Source organism: Nonomuraea sp. NPDC051191, from assembly GCF_044455665.1.
Taxonomy (GTDB): domain Bacteria; phylum Actinomycetota; class Actinomycetes; order Streptosporangiales; family Streptosporangiaceae; genus Nonomuraea.
The window spans coordinates 167,114-192,793 of record NZ_JBITEZ010000014.1; the positions used below are offsets into that span (position 1 = coordinate 167,114).

The following is a 25,680-nucleotide window of genomic DNA, read 5'->3' on the forward strand; positions in this document are numbered from 1 at the left end:
AGTGTGGGCGCGCAGGGGTTACCGGCGGAAGCCCCGTCGGCGAGACTGCGCGTATGCAACGTGCATTCCGTCAGGTCGACGTGTTCACCTCCGTCCCCTATCGAGGCAACCCGCTCGCGGTCGTGCTCGACGGCCAGGGGCTGGACACCGAGGAGATGCAGCGCTTCGCCGCCTGGACGAACCTGTCCGAGACGACGTTCGTGCTGCCGCCGACCGTGCCCGAGGCCGACTACCGGGTCCGGATCTTCACCGGGAGCGGCGAGCTGCCGTTCGCCGGGCACCCGACGCTGGGCACCTGCCACGCCTGGCTGGAGGCGGGCGGGCGGCCGCGCGACGAGGCGCAGGTCGTCCAGGAGTGCGGCGCCGGGCTGATCCGGGTGCGCAGGACCGATGAGGGGCTCGCCTTCGCCGCCCCCGAGCTGGTGCGGTCGGGGCCGGTGGAGGAGGAGCTCGCCGAGCGCCTCGCCGAGAGCCTGCGCATCGGACGCGACCGCATGCTGGCCGTCGAGTGGGCCGACAACGGGCCCGGCTGGGTGGTCGTGCTGCTGGCCGCCGCCGAGGAGGTGCTGGAGCTGCGGCCGGGCGCGATCGAGCACATGGTCGGCGTGGCCGGGCCGTGCCGGGAGGGCTCGCCGTACGCCTACGAGGTGCGCGTCTTCGCCCCCGACGTCGAGGACCCGGTGACCGGCAGCCTGCACGCGTCGCTGGCCCAGTTCCTGCTGCGTACGGGACGGGTGAAGGCGCCGTACACGGCGGGCCAGGGGACCGCGCTCGGCCGGGCGGGGCGTGTGCGTGTCACCGCCGACGATCGGGACGTGTGGGTCGGCGGGGCGGTGGTCACCTGCGTCAGCGGCCGGGTCGCGTTGTGAAGCGCACCTCGTCGCCGGGCCGGAGCTGCGCCGCGACCGGCAGGTCGGCCTGCCGCACCACCGCGATCACCGGGTAGCCGCCCGTGGGCGGGTGGTCGGCGAGGAACACGATCGGCTGCCCGTCCGGCGGCACCTGCACCGCCCCGGCGACCATGCCCTCGCTCGGCAGCTCGCCCTGCCTGGCCCGCGCGAGCCCGGGCCCGCGCAGCCGCACCCCGACGCGGTTGCTGTCCTGGCTCACCGCGTACGGCCCCCCGCACAGCGCCTCCAGCGCCCCCGGGACGAACCAGTCGTCCCGCGGCCCGGCGAGCACCCGCAGCACGGCCGGCGCGGGCCCCGGCGGCGGCGCCAGGTCCACCGAGATGTCCTCGACGGCGAACCCGCCCACCGGCAGCAGCGTCCCCGCCCGCAGCGGCTCGGGGCCGAGCCCCGACAACGAGTCGGTCGACCGGCTGCCCAGCACCGGCTCGACCGCGATCCCGCCGCGCACCGCCACGTACGTGCGCAGCCCCCACTCCGGCGCCTCCAGCCGCAGCTCGCCCCCCGGCGGCACCCAGAACGGCACCCCCATCCGCGCCCCCGCCGGAGCGCCGGTCAGCGCCGCCCACGCCCCCTCGCGGAAGCGCAGCCGCGCCTGGCCGAACGTCACCTCGACGCCCGCCGCGTCCTCCCGGTTGCCCACCAGCCGGTTGGCCAGCCGCAGGCTCGGCGCGTCGGCCGCCCCCGAGCGCGGCACCCCCAGGTGGGCGTGGCCGGGTCGCCCCAGATCCTGGACGGTCGCGTACGGGCCCGGCGCGATCACCTCGATCATGCTCGCTCGAACCGCACGCGCATCCCAGGCCGGAACAGCGACGGCGGATCGGCCGACACGTCCCACACCCGCGTGGTCGTGCGCCCCAGCAGCCGCCACCCCCCGGGCGAGGCGGTCGGGTAGACCGCCGAGTACGGCCCCGCGACCGCCACCGACCCGGCCGGCACCGACGTGCGCGGCGTGTCGAGCCGGGGCAGCTCCAGCACCGGGTCGAGCCCGGTCAGATAGGCGAACCCGGGGGCGAACCCCAGCCACCCGACCACCAGCTCGCGCCCGGTGTGCCGGGCGACCACCTCCTCGGCCGAGATCCCGGCCAGCGACGCGACGGAATCGAGGTCGGCCCCGTCATAGACGACGGGAATCGTCACCACCGGCCCGGCCGCGGCGTCCCCCGGCGGCCCGCCCACCTGCCCGGCGACGGCCGCCAGCCGGGCCCGCAACCGCTCCCGGTCCGCGCCGGGAGCCACCACGAGCACGGTCTCCGGCCCCGGCACGATCTCCACGACCCCTTCGGGCCGGTCGGCGCGCAGGGCCGCGTCCAGCCGGTGGGAGGCCGCCAGCGACCCGGTCTCGACGAGCAGCGCGTGCTCTCCCGCCGTACGGATCACGCGAACGCCTGCAGGACCACTCCGGCCGCCAGCAGGTCGTTGCGCACCGCACGGGCCAGCCCGACGGCGTCAGGCGTGTCTCCGTGGACGCACAGCGAACGGGCGTCGACCGACACCGTACTGCCGTCGACGGCCGTCACGGAGCCTTCCAGGGCCATCTGGCGGGCCCGCGCGGTCACCTCGGCCGCGTCGTGGACGACCGCCCCGGGCTCCCGCCGCGGCACCAGCGTCCCCGCCGCCGTGTAGGCCCGGTCCGCGAACCCCTCGCCCACCGTCGGGACGCCCTCCGCCGCGGCCACCTCGTGCACCACCGACACCGGCAGCGTCAGCACCGGCAGCGAGGGGTCGTAGTCGGCGACCGCGTCGATCACCGCCGCCGCCTGCTCCTTGTCGCGGCAGATGCGGTTGTACAGGGCGCCGTGCGGCTTGACGTAGGACACCCGGCCCCCCATCGCCCTGGCTATGCCGTCGACGGCGGCGAGCTGGTAGAGCACCTCGGCGCACAGCTCCTCGGGCTCGACCTCCATCTCCCTGCGGCCGAAGTGGGCCAGGTCGCGGTAGGACACCTGCGCGCCGATCGACACGCCGCGGTCGACGGCCGCCGCGCACGTGCGCCTGATCGTCACGGGGTCGCCCGCGTGGAAGCCGCAGGCGACGTTCGCGCTGGTGACGATGTCGAGCAGCGCGAGGTCGTCGCCGAGCCGCCAGATGCCGAAACCCTCACCGAGGTCGGCGTTGAGGTCGATCGCCATCCCCCCATCATGGCGGCAGCGCTACCTCGGCGCGACGAACAACGTCTGAGTCGCCGCACCGACTTCGCCGCGCTCGTCGTACAGGGTGGTCCGGGTCAGGCCGCGGCCGGACGGGCCGATCGCGGTGGCCGCGTCCATGCAGGTCCACTCGCCGACCGGGGTGCGGAACAGCGAGATCGTCAGGTCGACGTTGACGAACAGGTGGGTGGCGAAGTCGACGGCCGGGCTCACGCCGTTGCCGCTGTCGGCGAACGCGGCCAGCCGCTCGAACGGGGTCATCTCCTCGCCCTCCACCAGCGGCACGGTCAGCCTGCCCCACACCGTGGCCGGGCCGGTCAGCATCGGGCCGCCGGCGGCGAACCGCCAGTCGAACGCCCTGCCGTAGCCGAAGCCCGACACCAGGTAGGACTCCGCGTGCTCTGGCGAGGGCGGCGGCACGGGCGCGGGCGGCTGCGCGGCCGGGGTGGCGGGCGTGTCCGTCTCGCGGATGCGCCACGCGGTGGCCCTGGCGTACTCCCGCCCGCCGGACAGCACGGCCGCCGACAGGCACTGCACCCGCTTGCCGTCGCGGACGACGTCGGTGACGACCTCCAGCTCGGCGACGGGGACCGGGGCGAACACGTCGACCGCCAGCCTGGACAGCGCCAGGCCGGGCCGCGGCGCGGTGCGGTCGAGCTCGTGCGCGATCAGCGCGGCCACCGGGCCCATGTGCTGGGTGCCCGGGTCCCACGGCCCCTGGGTGTGCTCGGAGGCCAGATATCGCCCATGGGCCAGCCTGCGGTACATCGACATGGGGACGAACTCTAGATCTCGTCGGGGATGTCGGCGATGTCGTCGAGCGCCGCGGCCAGCTCGTCGGGGTCGCCGCCGATGCGCTCGGCGATCTCGATCAGCACGTGGAGCACGTCGTGGCGGTCGTGGCCGAGGTCGAGCAGGCGCTGGGCGGCCTCCCACAGCTGCGGCGGGTCGCCGTCCCACAGCCGGGTCGCGATCTCCTCGTGCCAGGCCAGGTGCTCCTGGTCGATCACGCCGTCGTGGTCGATCTCGAGTAACGTGCGCCGGTCGGCCTCGTCGGCCGGGTTGAGCCGGTCGAGGTCGATCCCGTTGTGCCGGCCCTGCAGATACGGGAACGCGAACACCCGCCTGGCCAGCGCCGACAGGTCGCCGTCGGGCAGCAGCCGCTCCAGCAACGGCCGGTCGAGCCCGAACGACGTCGGGTCGCGGTAGGCCTCGGGGAACTTGCCCGTGGCCTCCCACACCGCGTCGAGCGTGGCCTTGAGCCCCTGCTCGGGCAGCCCGGTGCGGCGCGCGGCGAAGCGCACCCACGCCGACAGCACGTGCGGCATCGCCTCCTGCTCGGCCACGCTCAGCATCACCTTGCGCGGCAGCCAGTCGAGCAGGAACGTCTCGCACTTGGTCGGGCTGACCCGCAGCGGCCGGTTGAAGTCGCGCTCGCAGCCGTAGTCGATGATGTGGTCGGCGCAGCGCGAGGCCGCCGACGGGTCCGACAGGTGCTCGGCCGCGTCGGAGGCGAGGAACTCGGCGGCCAGCATGGCCCGCCGCTCGCGGCTGTAGGGCGCCTCGATGTGCAGCGGCGCCGGACGCTTGCGGCCCGGCGGCAGCGCCTTGAGCCGGGCCCGGGCGAAGGCGTGGTAGGCGCTGTAGCTCTCGCTCACCGGCGGCGGCGTCTTGGGCTCCCTGGTGGCCTTCATGGCCGACTCCAGCAGCGCCCTGGCCTGCTCGGGCTGGATCTCCTCGAACAGCAGCATCGGGTTGCCCGCCGCCTCGGCCCTGGCCTGCTCCAGCAGGTTGTCGACGTGCGAGGACACCCACGCGTCGCGGGCCATCCCGCTCATGTTGTGGTCGACGACCACGACCAGCGCGTGCCGGTCGCTGGGCACCGATGCCTCGTTCCAGCGATAGGCGAACGTGCAGATCACCGTGTCCTGGTCGCCGTAGGCGTCGCGGGAGACGTAGCAGCCGGTGGGCTTGACCGCGCCGACCTTGTCGGCCCATCCGGGCCGGGCCACGCCCGACTCCATCATCGCCAGCGCCGCGCCCTCGGCCTTGGCGCCCTGGCGGGCGGTGCCCAGGTAGGCCAGGCACACCAGCAGCGTCAGGGAGGCCGGGGTGCCGGCCTTGGCCGCGTAGTCGACCAGGCCCTCACCGAGGACCTGCTCCACGTCACCGCCCCTGACCCGCCTGCCCCACCAGGCCCCGATCATGTCTGAGACCATCAGCTCCGCGTCGAGAGGGCTGCGCACCGCGAGCAGCTCGCGGGCCGCCTGCACCATCTCCTGGAACACGTCGTCGGGCGGGCTGCTCTCCCGGGGATCTCGTCGGTGTCGGCGCACGCCCTCACTCTCTCGTATTCCAGGCGCAAACGGCGAAGAGAACTCGGCCTGGTGACCCCGATGTTATCGGTGGAACCGCGATCAGCGGGGACTTCGGGGCGGCGGGGCGGAGTTCACGATGGCGAGCAGATGCTCGCGGGCGATGCGTTCCACGACCTCGGGCGTGGCCGGGACGCCGAGATGCTCGGCGCACGCGCACACGTCGGCCACGCACCGGTCGATGGTGTCCACGGGTACGGTCAGGAACTCTTCGGCCAGCCGGAGACTGACCGGCTCCTTGAGGAAGCGTGTGGCCAGAGCGAGCATAGATGTGAGATTCCTCTGGAGACCCGGGAGCAAACCCCCAGGAACGTATGCAGGGTGACTTGCGATCCCATTTCATCTTTTCTCGGCCTTGTGTCAAGGCTCTGCGGCGCCTGTGTTCGCTTCTCGTGCAAAGCTGTTTCCATGCGCATCCAGCTCGCCCAGCGGGACGAGGCAGACGAGCTCCTCGGCCGCAGCCCGCTCGCCCTGCTCGTCGGCATGCTGCTCGACCAGCAGATCCCCATGGAATGGGCGTTCACTGGGCCGTACACCATCTCGGAGCGGCTGGGGCACGACCTGACCGCCGAGGAGATCGCCGCCTGCGATCCCGAGGCGTTCGCCGCGCTCCTCGCGCAGAAGCCGGCCGTGCACCGCTACCCCAAGTCGATGGCCGCCCGCGTCCAGCAGCTCGCGGCCTACCTCGTCGAACACTACGACGGGCGGCCCGAGGGCATCTGGAGCGACGCGGCCGACGGGAAAGACTTGTTGAAACGACTGCAGGCCCTTCCGGGATACGGCAAGCAGAAGGCCCAGATCTTTTTGGCATTGCTGGGCAAGCAGCTGGGGGTCCAGCCGTCAGGCTGGCGTGAGGCGGCCGGACTCTACGGCGAGGAGGGGTCATACCGATCGGTCGCCGACGTGGTCGACACCGACAGCCTGGGCCGGGTGCGCGCCGCCAAGCAGGAGGCCAAGCGCGCGGCCAAGGGCGAGTAACCTGATCTTGCTGCGCAATGTGGAGCGACTTTGACAGGATGCGTTGACCCTTATGGCGACCGGGCGGCGGCGGGGGCTTCCGTCAGCGCATGCCCATCGCCGATGATGTACTGCAGAATCCGGTCGCCCGGAGCTGCGCTACGCCGATACACAGTTATGGAGATGTGCCGCGTGGGAGACCCTGGCACGCGACGGAGGTGCCGACCATGAGCGCCGAGACCTCCGTTCCCCGTCCCCGGGAGTCGGATGTGGACATCTCAGACTCCGCCCTGTTCAAGGGCATGCTGTCGGAGGCCGAGTTCGCCTTCGCGTTCTTCGACGGCGACGGCCGCGTCCAGCGGGTCAACGACGTGTTCAGCGACGTCGTCAGCGTGCCCGCAGAGCGCATGGTGGGCCGTGCGCCGGTCGAGGTGCTGGCGGCCGACCTGAGCCAGATCATCACCCACGCCGTCCAGGCCGTCATCGAGAGCGACGCGCCGGTCACCGAGGGCCGCGTGCGGGTGCGCTCCGCAGAGGGTGACACCCGCCACTGGTCGTTGTCGTTCTCGCCGGTCCACGACGAGGCGGGCGAGTTGCGCGCCATCGCGCTGGTGGGCCTCGACGTGACCGAGAGCAGGCAGACCGAGGAGGCGCTGCGCCGCAGCGAGGAGCGCTACCGCTCGCTGGTCGAGGCGCAGTCCCAGCTCGTCTGGATCACCTCGCCCACGGGCGCCGTCGTCGAGGACGCGCCCCAGTGGCGCGCGATCACCGGCCAGGGGCTGGAGGAGTACCTCGCCAACGGCTGGCTGGAGGTCGTCCACCCCGAGGAGCGCCAGCAGACCGAGGAGGCCTGGCGCGAGGCGCTGCGCGGCCGCACGATGTTCGAGTGGAACTACCGGGTCCGCACCCGGGCCAGCGGCTACCGCCACTTCGAGGTGCGCGCGGTGCCGATCATCAGGCACGGCAGGGTCGTGGAGTGGGTCGGCGCCAACACCGACGTCACCCCGCAGCGCGAGGCCGAGGAGATGCGCGGCAGGCTGACCGACCAGCTCGGCGCCGCCGCCCTGCGCACCGCCCGGCTCCAGGGCGCCACGGCCCAGCTGGCCGAGGCCCTCACGGTCGAGCAGGTCGTCCAGGTCATCATCGACGTCGGCCGCACCGCCCTGGCCGCCGACCGCTCGGCCGTGGCGCTGCTCGACACCGACCGCGCCGCGCTCAAGCTGGTCAACGGCGAGGGCATCCCCGAGGTTCAGGGCTCGGGCGACGAGATCCCGCTGTCGCACTCCAACGTCATGACGATGGCCGTCAACAGCCGCCGTCCGGTCTTCGCCGAGTCGCCCGAGTCGCTGAAGGCCCAGTTGCTGGAGGCGGGCGACGACGAGGAGGCCCTGGCCGGCTTCATCAGCCAGGGCGACGAGCGGGCCTGGGTGGGCCTGCCGCTGCTGGCCGCCGGCCGGGCGCTCGGCGCGCTGCGCTTCTCGTTCACGCGCCCACAGAAGATCTCCCAGGAGGACGGCGTCTTCCTGGAGGCCCTGGCCGGGCAGTGCGCCCTGGCCGTCGAGCGGGCCACGCTCTTCGAGCGCGAGCACCGCACCGCCGAGACGCTGCAGCGCAGCCTGCTGCCCGACCGCCTGCCCGTGGTCAAGGGCCTGGTGCTGGCCCAGCGCTTCCGTTCGGGCAGCCGCCACGTCCAGGTCGGCGGCGACTGGTACGACGCGTTCGTCCTGCAGGACGGCCGGGTCGCGGCCGTCGTCGGCGACGTCATGGGCAAGGGCGTCAAGGCCGCGGCGGGCATGGGCCGCATCCGCAACGCCATGCGGGCGCTGGCGCTCACCAACCCGCCGCCCGCGGCCGTGCTCACCGGCCTCGACCGGGTCTTCGAGGCCACGGAAGAGGAGGAGCAGGTCACCACGCTGGCCTACATGGTCGTCGAGCCGGTCACCGGCGAGGGCACGCTGGCCATGGCCGGCCACCCGCCGCCCGTCCTCGTCTCGCCCCAGGGCACGGCGATCCTGTGCGACGCCGAGCCCGGCACGCCGCTGGGCTGGCCCACCAGCCGCCGGCAGTTCCGGTTCGTGGTGCCCCCGGGACACACCGCAGTGCTCTACTCAGACGGTCTCGTGGAGAACAGGAAGCGTGGGCTTGACGCCGGTCTCGCAGAGATTTGCAGTGTTGTGACCGAAGCGCCGCCTGAGGTGGTGAGTAGTCCTCACATGTTGCTGGACTTCCTGGTTGACCGGATGTTGTCGGGATATGAACAGGATGATGACGTTACCGCGCTCGCAATTCACGTTCCGCCGGCCACGAAGAGTGACTGAATGAAACAGTCATAACGGTTGCTTTCGGGTATCAGTGCCCCGCTTACGTACGCACTACTGTCTTGGTCGGCCTAGGGTGGAGGACAACCGCCGGGAGGTGGCCGTATGGAGTGCGGGGTCGTGCCACAATGCTGTGTCGGGTCCGTCGCGCTTCGCACGGCCTCACCGATCTCCGAGAGAGGCAACAGCCCCCAGCGGGCATCTGGGTCCATTGTCGCCACGCGTTCGTTCGAGAGGTGTTCGTGTCGCCTGCAAGTTCGACTCGCTCGAAGCCACAAGAGCTGAACGAGCCCGTCATTCAGCGACTGCTCGAGCGTGGGCGCTCGCAGGGTTTCCTCGAGTCTGAGGATGTCCGTCAGGCCTTCGAGGAGGCGGACATCCCCATGTCGCACGCCGCCGCGTTCTTGCGGAACCTCAGCAAAGAGGGCGTGACCGTGGTGGTGACCGCCGCGGATTCGGCTGCGCCGAAGAAGTCTCGTGGTCCAGCAAAGCGCCGCACCGCTGCCCCCGTCAAGACCAAGACGGCAGCGGCCGCCAAAGAGCAGCAGCCCGAGACCGTGACCGCGGTCGTGGGCGCCGCTGAGGCCGAGCCGGCCAAGAAGCCGGCCCCGGCCAAGAAGGCCGCTCCCGCTCCCAAGAAGGCGGCTCCGGCCGCCGCCAAGAAGGCCAAGCCAGAAGTCAGCGCTGGGCCTGCCGAGACCAAGCCGAAGGCGCCCGAGGGCGTCAAGGCGACCGACGCGGACGACGACGATCTCGAGCTCGACGGCGACGTGGAGCTGGAGGACCTCGAGGACATCGAGGTCGACGACGACATCGTGGCCGAGGACGACTCCGACTCCGAGGGCGACTCCGACGACGACTCCGACGACGAGCCCAAGGCCGCCGACGTCGCCGCCGCCACCGCGGACAAGACCGAGGACGAGGTCCTCATCCTGTCCGACGACGACGACGACGCCCCGGTCGCCCAGGTGGCCGCCGCCGGCGCCACCGCCGACCCGGTGAAGGACTACCTCAAGCAGATCGGCAAGGTCCCCCTGCTCAACGCCGAGCAGGAGGTCGAGCTGGCCAAGCGCATCGAGGCGGGCCTGTTCGCCGAGGAGCAGCTCGGCGGCGGCGAGACCGAGAGCCTGCCGGTCGACGTCCGGGCCGAGCTCGAATGGATCGCCGAAGACGGCCGCCGGGCCAAGAACCACCTGCTGGAGGCCAACCTCCGGCTCGTGGTCTCGCTGGCCAAGCGCTACACCGGGCGCGGCATGCTGTTCCTCGACCTGATCCAGGAGGGCAACCTCGGCCTGATCAGGGCCGTGGAGAAGTTCGACTACACCAAGGGCTACAAGTTCTCCACCTACGCCACGTGGTGGATCCGGCAGGCGATCACGCGTGCCATGGCCGACCAGGCGCGGACCATCCGCATCCCGGTCCACATGGTCGAAGTGATCAACAAGCTGGCCCGCGTCCAGCGGCAGATGCTGCAGGACCTCGGCCGCGAGCCCACGCCGGAAGAGCTGGCCCGCGAGCTGGACATGACGCCCGAGAAGGTCGTCGAGGTCCAGAAGTACGGCCGCGAGCCCATCTCCCTCCACACCCCGCTGGGTGAGGAGGGCGACAGCGAGTTCGGTGACCTCATCGAGGACTCCGAGGCCATCGTGCCGGCCGACGCCGTCAGCTTCACGCTGCTGCAGGAGCAGCTGCACTCCGTTCTCGACACGTTGTCGGAGCGGGAGGCGGGCGTCGTGTCCATGCGGTTCGGCCTCACCGACGGGCAGCCGAAGACGCTCGACGAGATCGGCAAGGTTTACGGGGTCACCCGTGAGCGCATCCGCCAGATCGAGTCGAAGACCATGTCCAAGCTGCGTCACCCGTCCCGGTCCCAGGTCCTGCGCGACTACCTGGACTAGGAGCCACCTCGTCGATCGCCCCGTCCGGAACCTTCCGGGCGGGGCGATCGCCGTTTCGGCGGCCGTCAGGCCGGGTCGGTGACGTGTACGTCGAGGAGCCAGGGGCGGTTCGCCCGCGCGGGCTCGGTGAGGTCGACCGTCCAGCCCAGGTTGCCGAGGGTCTTGGCCAGCTCCTCGGGGGTGCCGGGGGCCTCCTCCTGCTGGAGCAGGACGCGGGCGATCTCACCCCGGGTGGCCTTGGCCATGTGGCTGACGACCTTGCCGTCACGGAAGACGCGTACCGACACCGACCGGTCGCCGGGCTGCCACGCCCCCGCGTACGTGGACGAGCGCAGGTCCACCACCAGCCCCGGTATGCGGTCCAGTTCCTTGGCCAGGTGGGTGCGCCAGTAGGCGGCCAGACCGCCCAGCGGCGGCAGGCTGACGCCCATCGACAGGCGGTACGGGGGCACCTGGTCGGTGACGCGCAGCACGCCCCACAGGCCGGAGAAGATCAGCACGGACTCCTCCGCCCTGGCCCTGGCGGCGTCGTCCAGGGTGTTCAGGCCGAGGTTGTCGTACAGGACGCCGGTGTAGAGGTCGGCGGCGGGCAGGGTGGGGGCGGTCCGCAACGCCGTGTTCTTGGCCGCCTCGCCCGCCAGGCCGGGCGTCAGCCCGAGCACCTGCGCGGCGTCGCGGCGCTTGGAGGCCCGGATGAGCGCGGAGACGACCCGCTTGCGGGCACGGTCGAGCTTGGGGAAGGACAGCTCCCCGAGCGGCGGCCCGCTCCCCTCGGAGGCCTTTCCTTCGGACGGCGGCAGCAGAATCAGCACAACCCCACACCCTAACGGGCCGGTCAGAGGGTGTTCGCGCTGGTCGGCTAGGCTGCGCGGATGAATGTGGACCTGCTGGTGCACCAGGCGTGGCCGGCCTACGAACAGCGTTCGCATGACGGCTGGGTGCTGCGTGGCGCTGGAGGCGTGACCAAACGGGCGAACTCGGTGCTGGCCCTGCACGCCCCCGCCGACCTCGACGCCGCGATCGGCGCCGCCGAGGCGTTCTACGGCGAGCGGGGACAGAGCTGCGCCTTCTCCATCGGCCCCGGCACCTGGCCCGGCCTGGACGCCGAGCTGGCCCGCAGAGGTTACGAGCTGGTCGACCCGACGCTCATCATGGCCGGTTCGCCGCCGGCCGAGCCGCACGGCCCGGTCCGGGTCGAGGACCACCCGTGGCCGGAATGGCTGGAGACCTGGTGGTCCGTCGACGGCCGGTACGGCGCCGGCCTGGAGGAGGCCACCCGCATCTGCACCGGCGTGCCCGCCTGGTACGCGGCCGTCGAGGAGGACGGCGTCCCGGTCGCGGTCGGGCGGGTCGTGCCGCAGGGCGACACGGCGGGGATCTTCTGCATGGCGACGTTGCCGAGCGCCCGGCGGCGCGGCCTCGCGCGTACGGTGCTGCGTGCTCTGACCAGGCATGCCGGGGCGAAGAGCGCGTATCTGGTCACCACCGAGCCCAACCGGGCGGCCCAGGCTTTGTACCGCGGCGAGGGATTCCAGACCGTCGGCCGGTACCACTACCGCGTGCGGAACGGCTGAACGCAGAACGGCGACCCCGGCGTGGTGCGCCGGGATCGCCGAGCTGGACGTGCAATATGAGGTTATGTGATCACAACGAACGCGTCAGCGATCGTCGTTGGGGTTCATTGAAGGGGTTTCGCTGAGGCGAGCCGACTCGTCCAGGATGTCGGCGCCCTTTTCGCGCAGCGCTGCGACGTGCTGACGCCCATGGTGGGCGCAGAACAGCAGCTCCCCACCAACAGGCAGGGTCGCGCGAATGTAGGCCTGGGCGCCGCAGCGGTCGCAGCGGTCGAGGGCCGTCAGCGGCTTAACGGGGGCGAGAGCTCCAGTCACGTATCGCCTTTCGGGTCACCCCCGCCGAAGCGAGGATCTGGCGTCAGTCACTTGAGACAACATCTAACCGGACGTGGACGTTCCCAACCTCCGCCTCGCTACGCCCAGAGCAGAATGTGTCCGAAAGTAATGGCGATCAGCCGGTTGGTAACGGCAAACGTGTCGCCATGGCAAGCTTGTACGCGTGCCTAAGGGAAGAACGGTAGGCTACGCACACGTGTTCGATGCTTAGACCAGGGGAGCAAGAGTGACGGTAGTGGAGGCGGGTTACACGGCTCGTCACCTGTCGGTGCTTGAGGGCCTCGAGGCCGTACGCAAGCGGCCGGGCATGTACATCGGGTCCACCGACAGCCGCGGGCTCATGCACTGCCTCTGGGAGATCGTGGACAACGGCGTCGACGAGGCGCTGGCCGGCCACTGCGACCGCATCGAGGTCGAGCTCTACGCCGACGGCTCCATCGAGGTGCGGGACAACGGCCGCGGCATCCCCGTTGACATCCACCCCAAGACCGGCCTGGCCGGTGTCGAGCTCGTCTACACCAAGCTGCACGCCGGCGGGAAGTTCGGCAGCGGCTCCTACGGCGCCTCCGGCGGCCTCCACGGCGTGGGCGCCTCCGTGGTCAACGCCCTGTCCTCCCGGCTCGACGTCGAGGTCGACCTCGACGGGCGGGTCCACGAGATCAGCTTCAGGCGCGGCGTGCCCGGCGTCTTCGACGGCGACGGGCCCACGGCCAAGTTCAAGAAGAAGTCCGGGCTGCGGATCGGCGGCAGCCTGCCCAAGAACGTCACGGGCACCCGCGTGCGCTTCTGGGCCGACAAGCAGATCTTCCTGCCCGACGCCGAGGTCTCGCTCGACGAGATCCACGTGCGCCTGCGGCAGACCGCGTTCCTGGTGCCCGGCCTGACGCTGGCGGTCTTCGACAGCAGAGGCGAGGAGCGCACCGGCGAGGAGTTCCGCTTCGACGGCGGCATCTCCGAGTTCACCGAGTTCCTGGCCCGCGACGAGCCCGTCTGCGACGTGCTGCGCCTGCAGGGCGTGGGCCACTTCCACGAGACCGTGCCGGTCCTCGACGACCAGGGCCACATGACACCCACCGAGGTGCAGCGCGAGCTCACCGTCGACGTGGCGGTCCGGTGGGGCAAGGGCTACGAGTCGACCATCCGCTCGTTCGTCAACGTGATCGCCACGCCCAAGGGCGGCACCCACCTGACCGGTTTCGAACGCGGCCTGGTCCGTACGATCAACGAGCTGCTGCGCGAGACCCGGCTGCTGAAGAGCGGCGACGACCCGGTCAACAAGGAGGACATCTCCGAGGGGCTGACCGGCGTGGTCACCGTCCGGGTGCCCGAGCCGCAGTTCGAGGGGCAGACCAAGGAGGTCCTCGGCACCTCGGCGGCCACCCGCATCGTCTCGCACGTCGTCTCGCGCGAGCTCAAGGAGCTGTTCGCCAACCCGCCGCGCGGGTTCAAGCAGCCGCTGCGGGCCGTGCTGGAGAAGATCGTCGCCGCCGCCAAGGCCCGCATCGCGGCCCGTGAGCACCGCGACAACCAGCGGCGCAAGAGCGCCCTGGAGAACTCGGCGCTGCCGGCCAAGCTGGTCGACTGCCGCAGCGACGCCGTCGACCGCAGCGAGCTGTTCATCGTCGAGGGCGACTCCGCGCTCGGCACGGCCAAGCTGGCCCGCGACTCCGAGTTCCAGGCGCTGCTGCCGATCCGCGGCAAGATCCTCAACGTGCAGAAGGCGTCCGTGAGCGACATGCTCAAGAACGCCGAGTGCGCCGCGATCATCCAGGTGGTGGGGGCCGGGTCGGGGCGTTCGTTCGACATCGAGGCGGCCCGCTACGGCAAGGTCATCCTCATGGCCGACGCCGACGTCGACGGCGCGCACATCCGCTGCCTGCTGCTCACCCTGTTCCACCGCTACATGCGGCCGATGGTGGAGGCCGGGCGGGTGTTCGCGGCCGTGCCGCCGCTGCACCGCATCGAGCTCACCAACCCGGGGCGCGGCAAGGAGAAGTACATCTACTGCTACTCCGACGCCGAGCTGCACAAGGTTCTGCGCGACCTGGAGCGGCGGGGCAAGCGCTGGAAGGACCCGGTGCAGCGGTACAAGGGCCTGGGGGAGATGGACGCCGACCAGCTCGCCGAGACCACGATGGACCCGCGGCACCGGGTGCTGCGCCGGGTGCGCATCGAGGACGCCGAAGGGGCCGAGTCCATCTTCAGCCTGCTGATGGGGAGCGACGTGGCGCCGCGGCGGGAGTTCATCGTCAGCAGCGCGGCCGAGGTCGACCGCGACCACATCGACGCCTGATCCGGGACGGGCACCTTCTGAGGCCGGTTGCCCCGGCCTCAGGGTGCCCCCGGTGGCTCCAGAGGGACACCGCCTTGAGAGGGCCGGGGCCGCAGAGGGAATCTGAGGCTCCAAACGGCCCCGGCGCGGGGCCCGGTTCTCGGAGGACATCCCGGTCCCACGGAATGCCTGAGCGCCAGAGGGTTCCTGGCTCCAGAGAGATCGCGGGCCTCACGGTGATGCGCCTGGTGTCAGCAGGCGTCAAGCCGAGCTGGCCTTGAGGTGTGTCGTGCCCGTTGTCGCCGTGTGAGGCGGCCGGGTGGGGCTCTCGGGGGTGTGGGTATGCCGCCTCCGGTGGCGTCGAGGCCTGAGGGTGCCCCTTCGGTTGCTCAGGGGGCCTGGGGGCGACGCCTCGGCGCTACGGCCTCTCGTAGAGCTTCGGAGGTCCGGGCGGAGGTCGAGGCGCTCCAGGGGCGTTCTGGGGCCGTGGGGGCCCTTCCGGGGGCGAGGCTGCAGACCCGTCGTGGGCGGCACGAATGACTGCTCTCGGTAACGGTTGGTTGCTTAGTGTCATCGCGGGTCGAGTGGGTACGGGCGGAATGCCGCCGTTTCGCGGGCAATCGGTCAGGGACGAGTTCATGTGGCTCGCCGGCCCCCGATCACGCGCTCGGGGCGTGCTCGCGGGGGAGGGGGCGTTCGATGGGGCTGGCTGCGGGGGCGGCGGTGGATCTCGGCGCGGCGCGGATGCAGATGGCGTTGTCGCTCGGCTGGCACATCGTCATCGCCTGTCTCGGCGTCGGGATGCCGGCCATCACGTTGCTGGCCGAGTGGCGGGGGCAGCGCACCGGGGACAACAACTACCGGCTGCTGGCGCGGCGGTGGGCCAGGGCGCTCGGGGTGCTGTTCGCGGTCGGGGCGGTGTCCGGGACGATCCTGTCGTTCGAGATGGGGCTCCTGTGGCCGGGCATGATGGGCGTGTACGGCGAGGTCATCGGCCTGCCGTTCTCGCTGGAGGGCATCGCGTTCTTCGTCGAGGCCATCTTCCTCGGCATCTACCTGTACGCCTGGGACCGGCTGCGTCCCGTCCCGCACCTGTTGTCGGGGATCCCCATCGTGCTGGCGGGGGTGGCCAGCGCGTTCTTCGTGGTGGCCGCCAACGCCTGGATGCAGCAGCCCACGGGGTACCGGGTGGAGGGCGGCCGGATCGTCGCCGTCGATCCGTGGGCGGCGATGTTCAACCGGGCCACGCCGCCGCAGACCGTGCACATGATCCTGGCGGCGTTCATGGTGGCCGGGTTCCTGATGGCCGGCGTGTACGCGGTCGCCATGCTGCGCGGCCGCCGGGACCGCTACCACCGCCTCGGCCTGCTGCTGCCGCTCACGGTCGCGGCGGCCGTCACCCCCGTGCAGATCGGCGTCGGCGACTGGGCCGCGCACTTCGTGGCCGAGTACCAGCCGGTCAAGCTGGCCGCCATGGAAGGCGTGTTCCGGACGAGCCGCGACGTGCCGCTGCACCTGGGCGGGATCGCGGTGGACGGCGAGCTGAAGTACGCCCTGGAGATCCCCTACGGCCTGTCCCTGCTGGCCCACTGGAACCCGCACGCCGAGATCGCCGGCCTGACCGAGGTGCCGCCCGCCGACTGGCCGCCGGTCAACATCGTGCACTGGGGGTTCCAGGTCATGGTGCTGCTGGGCTTCGCGCTGCTGCTGCTCGCGGCCTGTCTCGCGCTGTCCTGGAAGCGGCGGCGTGACCTGCCGCGAACGCCGTGGTTCCTGCGCGGTGTCGCGCTGTCGGGCGTGGCCGCCGTGCTGGCGCTGGAGAGCGGCTGGGTGGTCACGGAGGTCGGACGCCAGCCGTGGATCGTGTTCCGGGTGATGCGCACGTCGGAGGCGGTCAACCCCGCGCCCGGCCTGGTGTACGGGTTCGCGCTGGTCACCGCCGTGTACGTGGCCCTGACCGTCGCCACCGTGTACGTGATGCGCCGCCTGTCCCGGGACGTGCCCGTGCCGCTGGCGCCGCAGGAGCCCGACGTCACCGGCTACAAGGTCGTGTGACCATGCCGCTGCCGCAGATCATGCTGGCCGTCATGTGGGTCGGGCTGACGGCGTACGTGCTGTTCGGGGGCGCGGACTTCGGCGGCGGCGTCTGGGACCTGCTGGCCGGCGGCGCCGAGCGCGGCCGGCGGCGGCGGGATCTGGTGGAGCACTCCATCGGCCCGATCTGGGAGGCCAACCACGTGTGGCTGATCTTCGTGATCGTGCTGGCGTGGACCGGCGTGCCGTCGGTGTTCGCCTCGGTCGCCTCCACCCTCTACATCCCGCTCACGCTGGTGGCGCTGGGTGTGATCGGGCGCGGAGCGGCGTTCGCCTTCCGCAAGGTCTCCGCGCGGCTCTGGCAGCGGCGGCTGTTCGGCGCCACCTTCGCCTTCTCCTCGGTGGTGACCCCGTTCTTCCTCGGCGCCGCGGCGGGCGGCATCGCCTCCGGCCGGGTGCCGCCCGGCATCGCCAAGGGCGACCTGGTCCGAAGCTGGCTCAACCCCACGTCGATGGCGGTCGGCGCGCTGGGCGTCGCCACGGCCGCGTACCTGGCGGCCGTCTACCTGACCCGCGACGCCCGGCGCGGCGGCGAGGAGGACCTGGCCGAGGAGTTCCGGCGGCGGGCGCTGGGCTGCGGGGCGGTCGTCGGCGTGCTGGCGGTGGTGAGCCTGCTCGTGCTGCGCGCCGACGCGCCCGCCCTGTTCACCGAGCTGACCTCGGGTCGAGCCCTGCCGCTGCTGGTGCTGTCGGTGGCGGCCGGGCTGGCCTCGCTGGTGCTGCTGTGGCGGCGGGCCTACCTCGCGGTACGCGTCACCGCCGCGCTGGCCGTGACGGGGCTGCTGTGGGGGTGGGGCGTGGGGCAGTACCCCGTGCTGCTCCCCGGCCTGACCCTCGACCGCGCCGCGGCCACCGACGCGGTGCTGGGCGCCAGCCTCGGGTCGCTGGCCGTCGGCGCGGTGCTGCTGGTCCCGTCGCTGTGGTGGCTGTACGCAACCTTCCAGCGCGATCGGCGCGAGGCTGTCAGTCGGCGACCGGCGTGAGCCGGCCCGTGCGGACGTCGTAGATCGCGCCCGTCACCGGCATGTCGGCGGGCAGGAACGGCGTCGTGCGGATGCGGGTGAGGTCGTGCCGGAGCGCCATGCCCTGGTCGGGGACGGTGTGGAACTCCAGGCTGCGGGTGTCCACCCCGCGGGCGCTGGTCAGCTCGTGCACGTCGCCGTCCGTCACCTTGGTCATCCCGCAGTCGGTGTGCGGCATGACCAGGACCCGCTCGACGCCGAGCAGGTACACGGCCAGGACCAGCGTGCGCAGCACGTCGTCGGTGACGCGGGCGCCGGCGTTGCGCAGGATCTTGGCGTCGCCGGGCTGCAGGCCCAGCAGGCCCAGCGGGTCGATGCGGGAGTCCATGCAGGTCACCACGGCCAGCCCGCGGGCTGCGCGGCCGGTGAGCCCGGAGTCGCCGAAGTCCTTGGCGTACTTCGCGTTGGCGGCATAGAGGTCGTCGAACGCAGTCATGCCTCAGATCTTCCCTTACGTCCCAAAGATGATGCTTTCCGGGGTGGCGACTGGCGCGAGTTCCCGAAGGTCCCACCAAATACACTCACCTTGAGTGATGATGTCGTCACCATCTGTACGTCGTCGAAGAGGTCAGTCGTGAGTAGGTCCGAATCGCTCGCCGCGTATCTCCGCGCTCAGGCCCGGCGTCGCCTCGACCGCGTGGAGTCCAACGACGACGGGCGCAACGCCAGATGCGCGCTGGCCCTGCTCGACACCGCCGCGTACGCCGCCGGCCTGCCCGAGGACGACCCGATCATCCTCATGCTCGACCAGGCGGGCTGCTACGGCCCGCTCGGCTGCGAGGAGTTCGACCCGGGCGAGGCCGGGGTCCGGCTGATCCGATCGTGGACCGGTGGTGAGCCGCACGAACTGCTGCTCGCGTTGCCCGCCGCCATCGAGGCCGCCGCCTCCGCCTGACGCCGCCTTCGCCTGACACGGTCAGGCCGTGGGCTCGTTCCCCGGCCGCCACTTGATGCCGCAGCCGATCGAGGCGCGCTGGTCGGCCGGGACGGGGTCGCCCGCGAGCAGCGCGTCGACCGCCGCCCGGAGGGAGGAACCCGTCACAGGGACCGGGTTGCCGGGGCGCGACCCGTCGAACTCACCCCGGTAGACGAGCCGCAGCTCGCCGTCGTAGAGGAAGAAGTCGGGCGTGCAGGCCGCGCGGTACGCCTTGGCGACGTCCTGGGTGTCGTCGAGCAGATACGGGAACGGAAACCCCGCACGCCGGGCCTGTTCGGCCAGGTGTGTGGGATCATCGTCCGGGTAGTTCACGCTGTCGTTGCTGCAGATGCCCACCACCGACAGCCTGGAGCCGTAGCCGGCGGCCAGCGCTCCGAGGCCCGTCTCGATGTGCCGTACGTAGGGGCAGTGGTTGGACAGGAAGACCACCAGCGTGGCGGGGGAGCCCTTGAGGTCCGCGAGCGAGACGCTGCCGCCGTCGATGGCGGTGAGGTCGAAGGACGGCGCGGGCGCGCCCAGGGGAACCATGTACGAGTTGGCAGCCATGACCTTCATTCTCGTCGGCGGGGACGCCGGCGAAACAAGTCCAGGAGGTGAATGATGGACGGCATCGCGGAGTTCCGCACGACGGTCCTCGACTGCCCGGAGCCGCGGGCGCTCGCCGAGTTCTACTCTCGGTTGCTCGGCTGGCCCGTCACGTACGAGGACGAGGACTGGGTGGTCGTCGAGGACGGCGGCTCGCCCAAGCGCCTGGCCTTCCAGCGCGTCCCCGGCCACCGGCCGCCGACGTGGCCGGACGGCGAGCGGCCGCAGCAGCTCCACATCGACGTCACGGTCACCGACCTGGACAAGGCCGAGCGGCAGGTGCTGGAGATCGGCGCGACCAAGCACGAGCGGCAGCCGAGCGAGGACGACAGCTTCCGGGTCTTCCTCGACCCCGCCGGCCACCCGTTCTGCCTCTGCAAGGACTGAGCGGGCGCCTGTCCCGTCCCGGAGCAAGGCGGGAGCACGCGCCCGCCCCGCACCGAAGCGGGGCGGGCGCGCGGTCAGCGGGCCGCCTGGGCCAGCAGGTCCACGGCCTTGCGCGGGCGGCCGGAGGCCAGTTCGTGGTCGGCCGCCGCCTGAAGGTCGAAGCGCCTGCCCGTGGCCTGGGCGACGTCCCTGGCCACCGAGACCACGGCGTCGTCCACGGCCGCCGAGTCGGTGCGGGAGCGTTCGAGCAGCGAGGCCGACGTCCCCACGGCGGCCAGCACGGCGCGCGCGTCGCGGACCGAGCCGTCGGCGTGCCACGCCCGCTCGCCCAGCGCGAGGGTCAGCGCCGCCGCCGCGGCCCTGGACGGTCCGTCGCCGCCGGCGAGCGTGTCACGGGCGGCCCTGAGCCGGTCCCGCGCCCGATCGGTCCGCAGGCCCCACCCGTACGGCCACAGCGGGTCGTAGGCGGCGTCGCCCACGTTGACGGGCACCTGCGCGGCCGTCCGGAACCAGGTGAACGGCAGCCGCCCGGTGTACGGCACGGCCCCGAACAGCGGGTCGGCCACCCCTGAGCCCTCGGTGCCCGGCAGCCAGGACGCCACCACCGCCTCGACGCCCGTCAGGTCGCCCAGCGCCAGCGGACGCCCCGACACGACCAGCACGACGCATCTCATCGCCGCGCACACCCGGTCCACCGCGGCCCGGTCGGCCGCCGACAGCTCCAGCGTGCGCCCGGCGCGGCCCACGTCGCCCACACCTTCCGCGTACGGCTTCTCGCCCACCACCAAGACCCCCACGTCGTGCCCGGCGAGCGGCGCGGAGGCGTCGGCCGAGTAGGTGACCGACGCGGCGCGGGCCCGGACGGCCCGCAGGATCGTCGTGCCCGGGGTGATCGGGCCGGAGGAGCCCTGCCAGGTGATCGTCCAGCCGCCCGCCTGGGCGCCGAGGTCGTCGGCGTTCGAGCCGGCCACGTACAGCCTGGCGGTGGGGCTCAGCGGCAGCAGGGCGCCGTCGTTCTTCAGCAGCACCTGCGACCTGGCCGCCGCCGTACGGGCCACCGCCCGGTGCGCCGCCGAGCCGACGTCGCCGATGCCGGACCGGTCGGCGTACGGGCGCTCGAACAGGCCCAGCCGGAACTTCTGCGTCAGGATCCTGGAGACCGCGTCGTCGATCCGCGACATCGGCACCCGCCCGGCCTCCGCCTCGGCCTTCAACGCGGCGAAGAACGCCGGGTACGCGTACGGCACCATGATCATGTCCAGGCCGGCGTTGACCGAGGTGCGCACGTCGCTCGCGTAGTCGCCGGGGAGCTGGTCGATGGCCTGCCAGTCGCTGACCACGAACCCCTTGAAGCCGAGCCGGCCCTTGAGCACGTCGGTGATCAGCTCCTTGTGCGCGTGCATCTTCAGCGGGCCGTCGCCGAAGTCCACGCTGGAGAAGGACGGCATGACGCTGCCGACGCCGCGCCTGACCGCCTCGGCGAACGGCGCCAGGTGGAGCGCCTCCAGCTCCGTCCTGGTGGTCCTGGTGACGCCCTGGTCGATCGTGTAGTCGCCGGTGGTCGAGGAGCCGTACGCGGTGCCGCCGTCGCCGGCGTAGTGCTTGGCGGTGGCCAGCACGCCGTTGTCCTGGAGGCCGTCCACGATGGTGGCCAGCCTGGAGACCAGGGCGGGGTCCTCGCTGAAGGACTCGTACGCGCGGCCCCACCGGTCGTCGCGCGAGACGCACAGGCACGGCGCGAAGTCCCACGGGACGCCGGTGGCCCTGACCTCGCGGGCGGTGATCTTCCCCTCCTGCCTGACCAGCTCGGGGTCGCGGGTGGCGCCCATGCCCACGTTGTGCGGGAAGATCGTCGCGCTGACGACGTTGTTGTGGCCGTGCACGGCGTCCACGCCGTAGATCAGCGGGATCTGCAGGCGGGTCTGCAACGCGCGGGCCTGGAAGGCGTCGATCATGTCGGCCCAGGCCGCCGGGGTGTTGACGGCCGGGGTCGAGCCGCCGCCCGACAGCAGCGAGCCGAGCACGTACGTGGCGATGTCGCTCTGCTTGGCCAGCGCGCCGCGTTCGGCCTGCGTCATCTGGCCGACCTTCTCTTCCAGGGTCATCCGGGCCAGCAGGTCGGCCACGCGTTGCCGGACCGGGCGGCGCGTGTCCAGGTAGGGCAGGCCGTGCGCGTTGATCACGATGACCGGCTGCTCGGCCGGGGGCCTGGCGCCGGAGCCCGAGAGGGTGAGGGGGATGGTCTCGGCGACCTCGTTCTCGCCGTCGGCGAGCGTCTTGACGGTGAACGTCCTGGACGAGCCGGAGGCCGTGCCCGCCGGGAAGGTCAGCGTGCCGCGCGCCGGGGTGTAGTCCGCGCCCGGGGTGGCCGTGCCGGTGCCGGTGGCGTAGTCGACGGTCAGGGCGGCGGGCAGGGGAGCGCCGTCGGCCGTGGTGAGCGTGACGCCGACCTGGGCGACGCCCTTCTCGTCCACCGTGTAGACGGGCCTGGTGGTGGACAGGCGGGCCGGGCGGGGCGGCGCGGTGCCGTAGACCTGGACGTCGTCCCAGATCAGGGTGCCCGAGGCGGCCGGCAGGCGCATCGAGTAGCCCCACATGGCGACCAGGTCGAGCTCGCCGTCCGTGGGCGCGCCGCCCGGCTGGTAGTCGGCGCGGCGGACGAAGTCGGCGAAGGGCGTCCTGATCTGCCGCCAGCCGGCGGTGTCGTCGGTGAAGGAGGACTCGAACAGCTCGGACGCGCCCGCGCCGGCGCCGCCGTCCTTGATCTCGAAGAAGACCTTCTGGCCGGAGCCGGTGCCGTTCACCCAGAACGAGAAGCCCTCGTACGGGGACCAGTCCTGGGTGGCGGACAGGTCGTGGGACCAGCCGCCCCACTGGCTCACGTCGTAGACCGCCTTGAGCGCCCGGTTCGCCGCGGTGGCGTCCGGGCGGTCCTGGGCGGGCTGCACGGTGAGCGTGGGGGTGGAGGGGGCGTCGTTGCCCCAGGCGGACACGCCTTGGGGGACGCCGTCGGACTCGAAGTCGGTGACCGTACGCGGTTCGGCCGCCGCCTGGGCGGCGGGCGGGACGACGGCCAGCGAGGCGACCAGGGCGAGGGCCGTCCATGACGATGGTCTGGCTCGGAACACGTTACCTCCCAGCAGAGAGAGCGCTCTCACGAAGGGATCGTGCCGCGAGCCGGTTTCATAACAGCCTGACGGGAAACCGCTCTCGCCCGCGTCCGGCGGAGGGGGCCGGGCCCGCCTCCGCCGGACGGCGGTCACTCCTCGTCGGCCGCCCGAGGTGGCGGCGCGTCCGTCTCGGGGCCCGCGGCCAGGGCGCCGCCGACGGCGCCGATGGTGTGCGTCAGGCGCACGCCCGAGCCGTCGCGGCGGCCCACCTCCTCCGGCAGCGGCACCGGCTTGCCCACCGCCGACACCGCCTTGGCGGGCGCGGGGCCGGCCCAGGCGAGCAGCAGCTCGTCCTCGCCCTTCAGGAAGCGCTGGGCCCGCACGCCGCCCGTGGCCCGCCCCTTCGGCGGGAACTCGGCGTAGTCGGAGACCTTGCCGCCGCCGACCTGCGTGCCCGGCAGCGCCGTCGAGGACCCGGCCACGGTGACCACCTGCGACGGACGCGAGGGGTCGACCACGCCGAACCAGATCACCCGGGCGCCGTCGTCGAGCCGGATGCCGGCCATGCCGCCCGCCGGACGCCCCTGGGGACGCACCAGCGAGGCCGGGTAGCGCAGGAGCTGGGCGTCGGAGGAGATGAAGACCAGGTCGTGGTCCTCGGAGTCGAGCTCGGCGGCGCCCACCACGGTGTCGCCGTCCTTGAGGGCGATCACCTCGAAGTCGTCGCGGTTGGCCGGGTAGTCGGGCACCACCCGCTTGACCACGCCCTGGGCCGTGCCCAGCGCGAGCCCGGGGCTGTCGGGATCGAGCGAGCCGAGGCCCACGACCTTCTCGTCCGGCTGCAGCGAGACGAACTCGGAGACCGGATGGCCGCCCGACAGCGTCGGCGGGTTGGCCGAGGGCGGCAACGTCGGCAGATCGACCACCTGGACCCGGATCAGCCGCCCGAGCGAGGTCACCACGCCCACCTCACCGCGTACGGACGTGCGCGCCACCGACACCAGCACGTCGTGCGCGGACCGATCGCCGTCACCCGCCAGCGGAGCGGCGTCGGACGTGCGGGCCAGCAGCCCGGTCGAGGACAGCAGCGCCCAGCACGGGTCGTCGGCCACCTGCAGCGACACCACCGGCGTGCGGGCCACGCCCGGCGCCTCCAGCAGCACGGTACGGCGCGGCGTGGCGTACTTCTTGGCCACCTCGGCCAGCTCGCCCGAGACCACCTGCCGCAGCTTCGTCTCCGAGGACAGGATCTCGGTGAGCGCCGCGATCTCCTGGCTCAGCGTCTCCTTCTCGCTGTCGAGCTCCAGCTTGTCGAACCTGGTCAGCCGGCGCAGCGGCGTGTCGAGGATGTAGGCGGCCTGGATCTCGGTCAGGTCGAAGACCTCCATCAACCGGGCGCGGGCCTGCGCCGAGTCGTCGGAGGAACGGATGACCTGGATGACCTCGTCGATGTTGAGCAGCGCGATGATCAGGCCGTCGACCAGGTGCAGGCGCTCCTCGCGCTTGCGCCGGCGGTACTCGGACCTGCGCCGCACGACCTCCAGCCGGTGGTCGACGTAGACCTGCAGCAGCTCGCGCAGGCCGAGCGTGCGCGGCTCGCCGTCGACCAGGGCGACGTTGTTGATGCCGAAGGTCTCCTCCATCGGCGTGAGCCGGTAGAGCTCCTCCAGGACGGCCTCGGGGATGAAGCCGTTCTTGATCTCGATGACCAGGCGCAGGCCCTTGTGCCGGTCGGTGAGGTCCTTCAGGTCGGCGATGCCCTGGAGCTTCTTGTTGGTCACCAGCTCCTTGATCTTGGTGACCACGCGCTCGGGGCCGACGTTGTAGGGCAGCTCGGTGACGATGATGCCCTTGCGCCGCGGCGTGATCTGCTCGACCGCGCACCTGGCCCGCATGCGGAACGTGCCGCGGCCGGTCTCGTAGGCGTCGCGCACGCCCTGCAGCCCGATGATCGAGCCGCCGGTCGGCAGGTCGGGGCCGGGCACGAACTTCATCAGCTCGTCGAGCGTGGCGTCGGGCTTCTTGATCAGGTGACGGGCGGCGGCCACGACCTCGGCGAGGTTGTGCGGCGCCATGTTGGTCGCCATGCCGACCGCGATGCCGGTGGTGCCGTTGACCAGCAGGTTGGGGAACGCCGACGGCATGACCGTGGGCTCGGTCTCCTGGCCGTCGTAGTTGGGCTTGAAGTTGACGGTGTCCTCGTCGAGCGACTCCACCATGAGCATCGCCGCCGGGGCCAGCCTGGCCTCGGTGTACCGCATGGCGGCCGGCATGTCGTCGGGGGAGCCGAAGTTGCCGTGGCCGTCGACCAGCGGCAGGCGCATGGAGAACGGTTGCGCCAGGCGCACGAGGGCGTCGTAGATGGCGCTGTCGCCATGGGGGTGGAGCTTGCCCATGACGTCGCCGACGACGCGCGAGGACTTGACGTGGCCGCGGTCGGGACGCAGGCCCATCTCGCTCATGGAGTAGAGGATGCGCCGCTGCACCGGTTTGAGGCCGTCGCGAGCGTCGGGCAGAGCCCGCTGGTAGATCACCGAGTACGCGTACTCGAGATAGCTCTTGCGCATCTCGGAGGAGACGTCGATGTCGACGATCCGCTCCTCGAAGTCCTCAGGCGGGGGTGCAGTCGTACGTCGGGCCATGTCGAACATTGTGCCGAAGAGACTCGGGTGCCCGCGACTCGTCGGCGCGTCTCCTGGCCTTGACCAAGCAATTGCTTGGGTCTTACCGTCGGAGACGAGGACCCCGTCCCCCCGC

The 25,680-nt window shown here is 71.9% G+C and carries 22 protein-coding genes; 10 read left to right on the plus strand and 12 right to left on the minus strand.

Annotated elements, in window-relative coordinates:
• Window positions 1–53: 53 nt before the first annotated feature.
• The gene (locus ACIA8R_RS36755) at window positions 54–869 is read left to right on the plus strand and encodes a PhzF family phenazine biosynthesis protein (protein ID WP_364090681.1); all 816 of its coding nucleotides are present in this window, start codon (window positions 54–56) and stop codon (window positions 867–869) included.
• Here the strand turns inward: ACIA8R_RS36755 and ACIA8R_RS36760 are convergent.
• From ACIA8R_RS36760 to ACIA8R_RS36785, 6 genes are all read right to left on the minus strand, one after another.
• Entirely contained in the window at window positions 847–1,680 is an 834-nt protein-coding gene (locus tag ACIA8R_RS36760; RefSeq protein ID WP_357698584.1) for a biotin-dependent carboxyltransferase family protein, read from the minus strand. The genes ACIA8R_RS36755 and ACIA8R_RS36760 overlap by 23 nt on opposite strands.
• The gene (locus ACIA8R_RS36765) at window positions 1,677–2,288 is read right to left on the minus strand and encodes an allophanate hydrolase subunit 1 (RefSeq protein ID WP_397042310.1); all 612 of its coding nucleotides are present in this window, start codon (window positions 2,286–2,288) and stop codon (window positions 1,677–1,679) included. The genes ACIA8R_RS36760 and ACIA8R_RS36765 overlap by 4 nt, the downstream gene beginning before the upstream one ends.
• Complete coding sequence (locus ACIA8R_RS36770) at window positions 2,285–3,040, minus strand: LamB/YcsF family protein (RefSeq protein WP_397042311.1); 756 nt, start codon at window positions 3,038–3,040, stop codon at window positions 2,285–2,287. Before ACIA8R_RS36770 ends, ACIA8R_RS36765 begins: the two co-directional genes overlap by 4 nt.
• 21 nt (window positions 3,041–3,061) lie before the next feature.
• Window positions 3,062–3,832: a thioesterase family protein gene (locus tag ACIA8R_RS36775; RefSeq protein WP_397042312.1), complete on the minus strand. Its 771-nt coding sequence runs from the start codon at window positions 3,830–3,832 to the stop codon at window positions 3,062–3,064.
• Between the two features lie 11 nt (window positions 3,833–3,843).
• A complete protein-coding gene (locus ACIA8R_RS36780) occupies window positions 3,844–5,334 on the minus strand; it encodes a hypothetical protein (RefSeq protein ID WP_364091049.1) in 1,491 nt (496 codons plus the stop codon).
• Between the two features lie 141 nt (window positions 5,335–5,475).
• A complete protein-coding gene (locus ACIA8R_RS36785; RefSeq protein WP_357698572.1) occupies window positions 5,476–5,700 on the minus strand; it encodes a hypothetical protein in 225 nt (74 codons plus the stop codon).
• A gap of 141 nt (window positions 5,701–5,841) precedes the next feature.
• On the opposite strand from ACIA8R_RS36785, the gene ACIA8R_RS36790 reads away from it, so the two are divergent.
• The 3 genes from ACIA8R_RS36790 (at window position 5,842) to ACIA8R_RS36800 (ending at window position 10,606) form a co-directional block, all read left to right on the plus strand.
• The gene (locus ACIA8R_RS36790) at window positions 5,842–6,411 is read left to right on the plus strand and encodes an HhH-GPD-type base excision DNA repair protein (RefSeq protein ID WP_357698569.1); all 570 of its coding nucleotides are present in this window, start codon (window positions 5,842–5,844) and stop codon (window positions 6,409–6,411) included.
• A 206-nt stretch (window positions 6,412–6,617) separates the two neighbouring features.
• On the plus strand, window positions 6,618–8,708 hold the full coding sequence (locus ACIA8R_RS36795) for a SpoIIE family protein phosphatase (RefSeq protein WP_364090663.1): 2,091 nt from the start codon (window positions 6,618–6,620) through the stop codon (window positions 8,706–8,708).
• 242 nt (window positions 8,709–8,950) lie between these two features.
• Window positions 8,951–10,606: an RNA polymerase sigma factor gene (locus ACIA8R_RS36800; protein ID WP_397042313.1), complete on the plus strand. Its 1,656-nt coding sequence runs from the start codon at window positions 8,951–8,953 to the stop codon at window positions 10,604–10,606.
• A gap of 65 nt (window positions 10,607–10,671) precedes the next feature.
• Here the strand turns inward: ACIA8R_RS36800 and ACIA8R_RS36805 are convergent, their stop codons facing one another.
• On the minus strand, window positions 10,672–11,418 hold the full coding sequence (locus ACIA8R_RS36805; RefSeq protein ID WP_357698562.1) for a peroxide stress protein YaaA: 747 nt from the start codon (window positions 11,416–11,418) through the stop codon (window positions 10,672–10,674).
• Window positions 11,419–11,478: 60 nt separating this feature from the next.
• Here ACIA8R_RS36805 and ACIA8R_RS36810 point away from each other — a divergent pair, with 60 nt between their 5' ends.
• Window positions 11,479–12,180: a GNAT family N-acetyltransferase gene (locus tag ACIA8R_RS36810; RefSeq protein ID WP_397042314.1), complete on the plus strand. Its 702-nt coding sequence runs from the start codon at window positions 11,479–11,481 to the stop codon at window positions 12,178–12,180.
• 84 nt (window positions 12,181–12,264) lie between these two features.
• On the opposite strand, the gene ACIA8R_RS36815 is transcribed toward ACIA8R_RS36810, so the two are convergent.
• A complete protein-coding gene (locus ACIA8R_RS36815) occupies window positions 12,265–12,495 on the minus strand; it encodes a hypothetical protein (RefSeq protein ID WP_125639804.1) in 231 nt (76 codons plus the stop codon).
• A 247-nt stretch (window positions 12,496–12,742) separates the two neighbouring features.
• Between ACIA8R_RS36815 and ACIA8R_RS36820 the strand changes: the two genes are divergently transcribed.
• From ACIA8R_RS36820 to ACIA8R_RS36830, 3 genes are all read left to right on the plus strand, one after another.
• Window positions 12,743–14,809, plus strand: a complete 2,067-nt coding sequence (locus ACIA8R_RS36820) for a DNA topoisomerase IV subunit B (RefSeq protein ID WP_357698558.1) — start codon at window positions 12,743–12,745, stop codon at window positions 14,807–14,809.
• A 678-nt stretch (window positions 14,810–15,487) separates the two neighbouring features.
• Complete coding sequence (locus tag ACIA8R_RS36825; protein WP_397042315.1) at window positions 15,488–16,843, plus strand: cytochrome ubiquinol oxidase subunit I; 1,356 nt, start codon at window positions 15,488–15,490, stop codon at window positions 16,841–16,843.
• A gap of 2 nt (window positions 16,844–16,845) precedes the next feature.
• Complete coding sequence (locus ACIA8R_RS36830) at window positions 16,846–17,865, plus strand: cytochrome d ubiquinol oxidase subunit II (protein ID WP_397042316.1); 1,020 nt, start codon at window positions 16,846–16,848, stop codon at window positions 17,863–17,865.
• On the opposite strand, the gene ACIA8R_RS36835 is transcribed toward ACIA8R_RS36830, so the two are convergent.
• Window positions 17,846–18,340, minus strand: a complete 495-nt coding sequence (locus tag ACIA8R_RS36835; protein ID WP_364090644.1) for a carbonic anhydrase — start codon at window positions 18,338–18,340, stop codon at window positions 17,846–17,848. The genes ACIA8R_RS36830 and ACIA8R_RS36835 overlap by 20 nt on opposite strands.
• Window positions 18,341–18,478: 138 nt before the next feature.
• Between ACIA8R_RS36835 and ACIA8R_RS36840 the strand changes: the two genes are divergently transcribed.
• Window positions 18,479–18,799 (plus strand): hypothetical protein, encoded by a 321-nt coding sequence (locus ACIA8R_RS36840; protein WP_352357718.1) that lies wholly within the window; start codon window positions 18,479–18,481, stop codon window positions 18,797–18,799.
• Between the two features lie 21 nt (window positions 18,800–18,820).
• Here the strand turns inward: ACIA8R_RS36840 and ACIA8R_RS36845 are convergent, their stop codons facing one another.
• Entirely contained in the window at window positions 18,821–19,387 is a 567-nt protein-coding gene (locus tag ACIA8R_RS36845; RefSeq protein WP_357698548.1) for a thioredoxin family protein, read from the minus strand.
• Window positions 19,388–19,438: 51 nt separating this feature from the next.
• On the opposite strand from ACIA8R_RS36845, the gene ACIA8R_RS36850 reads away from it, so the two are divergent.
• Window positions 19,439–19,813, plus strand: a complete 375-nt coding sequence (locus tag ACIA8R_RS36850) for a VOC family protein (RefSeq protein ID WP_357698546.1) — start codon at window positions 19,439–19,441, stop codon at window positions 19,811–19,813.
• A gap of 74 nt (window positions 19,814–19,887) precedes the next feature.
• Here the strand turns inward: ACIA8R_RS36850 and ACIA8R_RS36855 are convergent, their stop codons facing one another.
• Both ACIA8R_RS36855 and ACIA8R_RS36860 read right to left on the minus strand, forming a co-directional pair.
• Window positions 19,888–22,941: a glycoside hydrolase family 3 N-terminal domain-containing protein gene (locus ACIA8R_RS36855; RefSeq protein ID WP_397042317.1), complete on the minus strand. Its 3,054-nt coding sequence runs from the start codon at window positions 22,939–22,941 to the stop codon at window positions 19,888–19,890.
• Between the two features lie 131 nt (window positions 22,942–23,072).
• Complete coding sequence (locus tag ACIA8R_RS36860; RefSeq protein ID WP_397042318.1) at window positions 23,073–25,565, minus strand: DNA topoisomerase (ATP-hydrolyzing) subunit A; 2,493 nt, start codon at window positions 25,563–25,565, stop codon at window positions 23,073–23,075.
• Window positions 25,566–25,680: the final 115 nt, after the last annotated feature.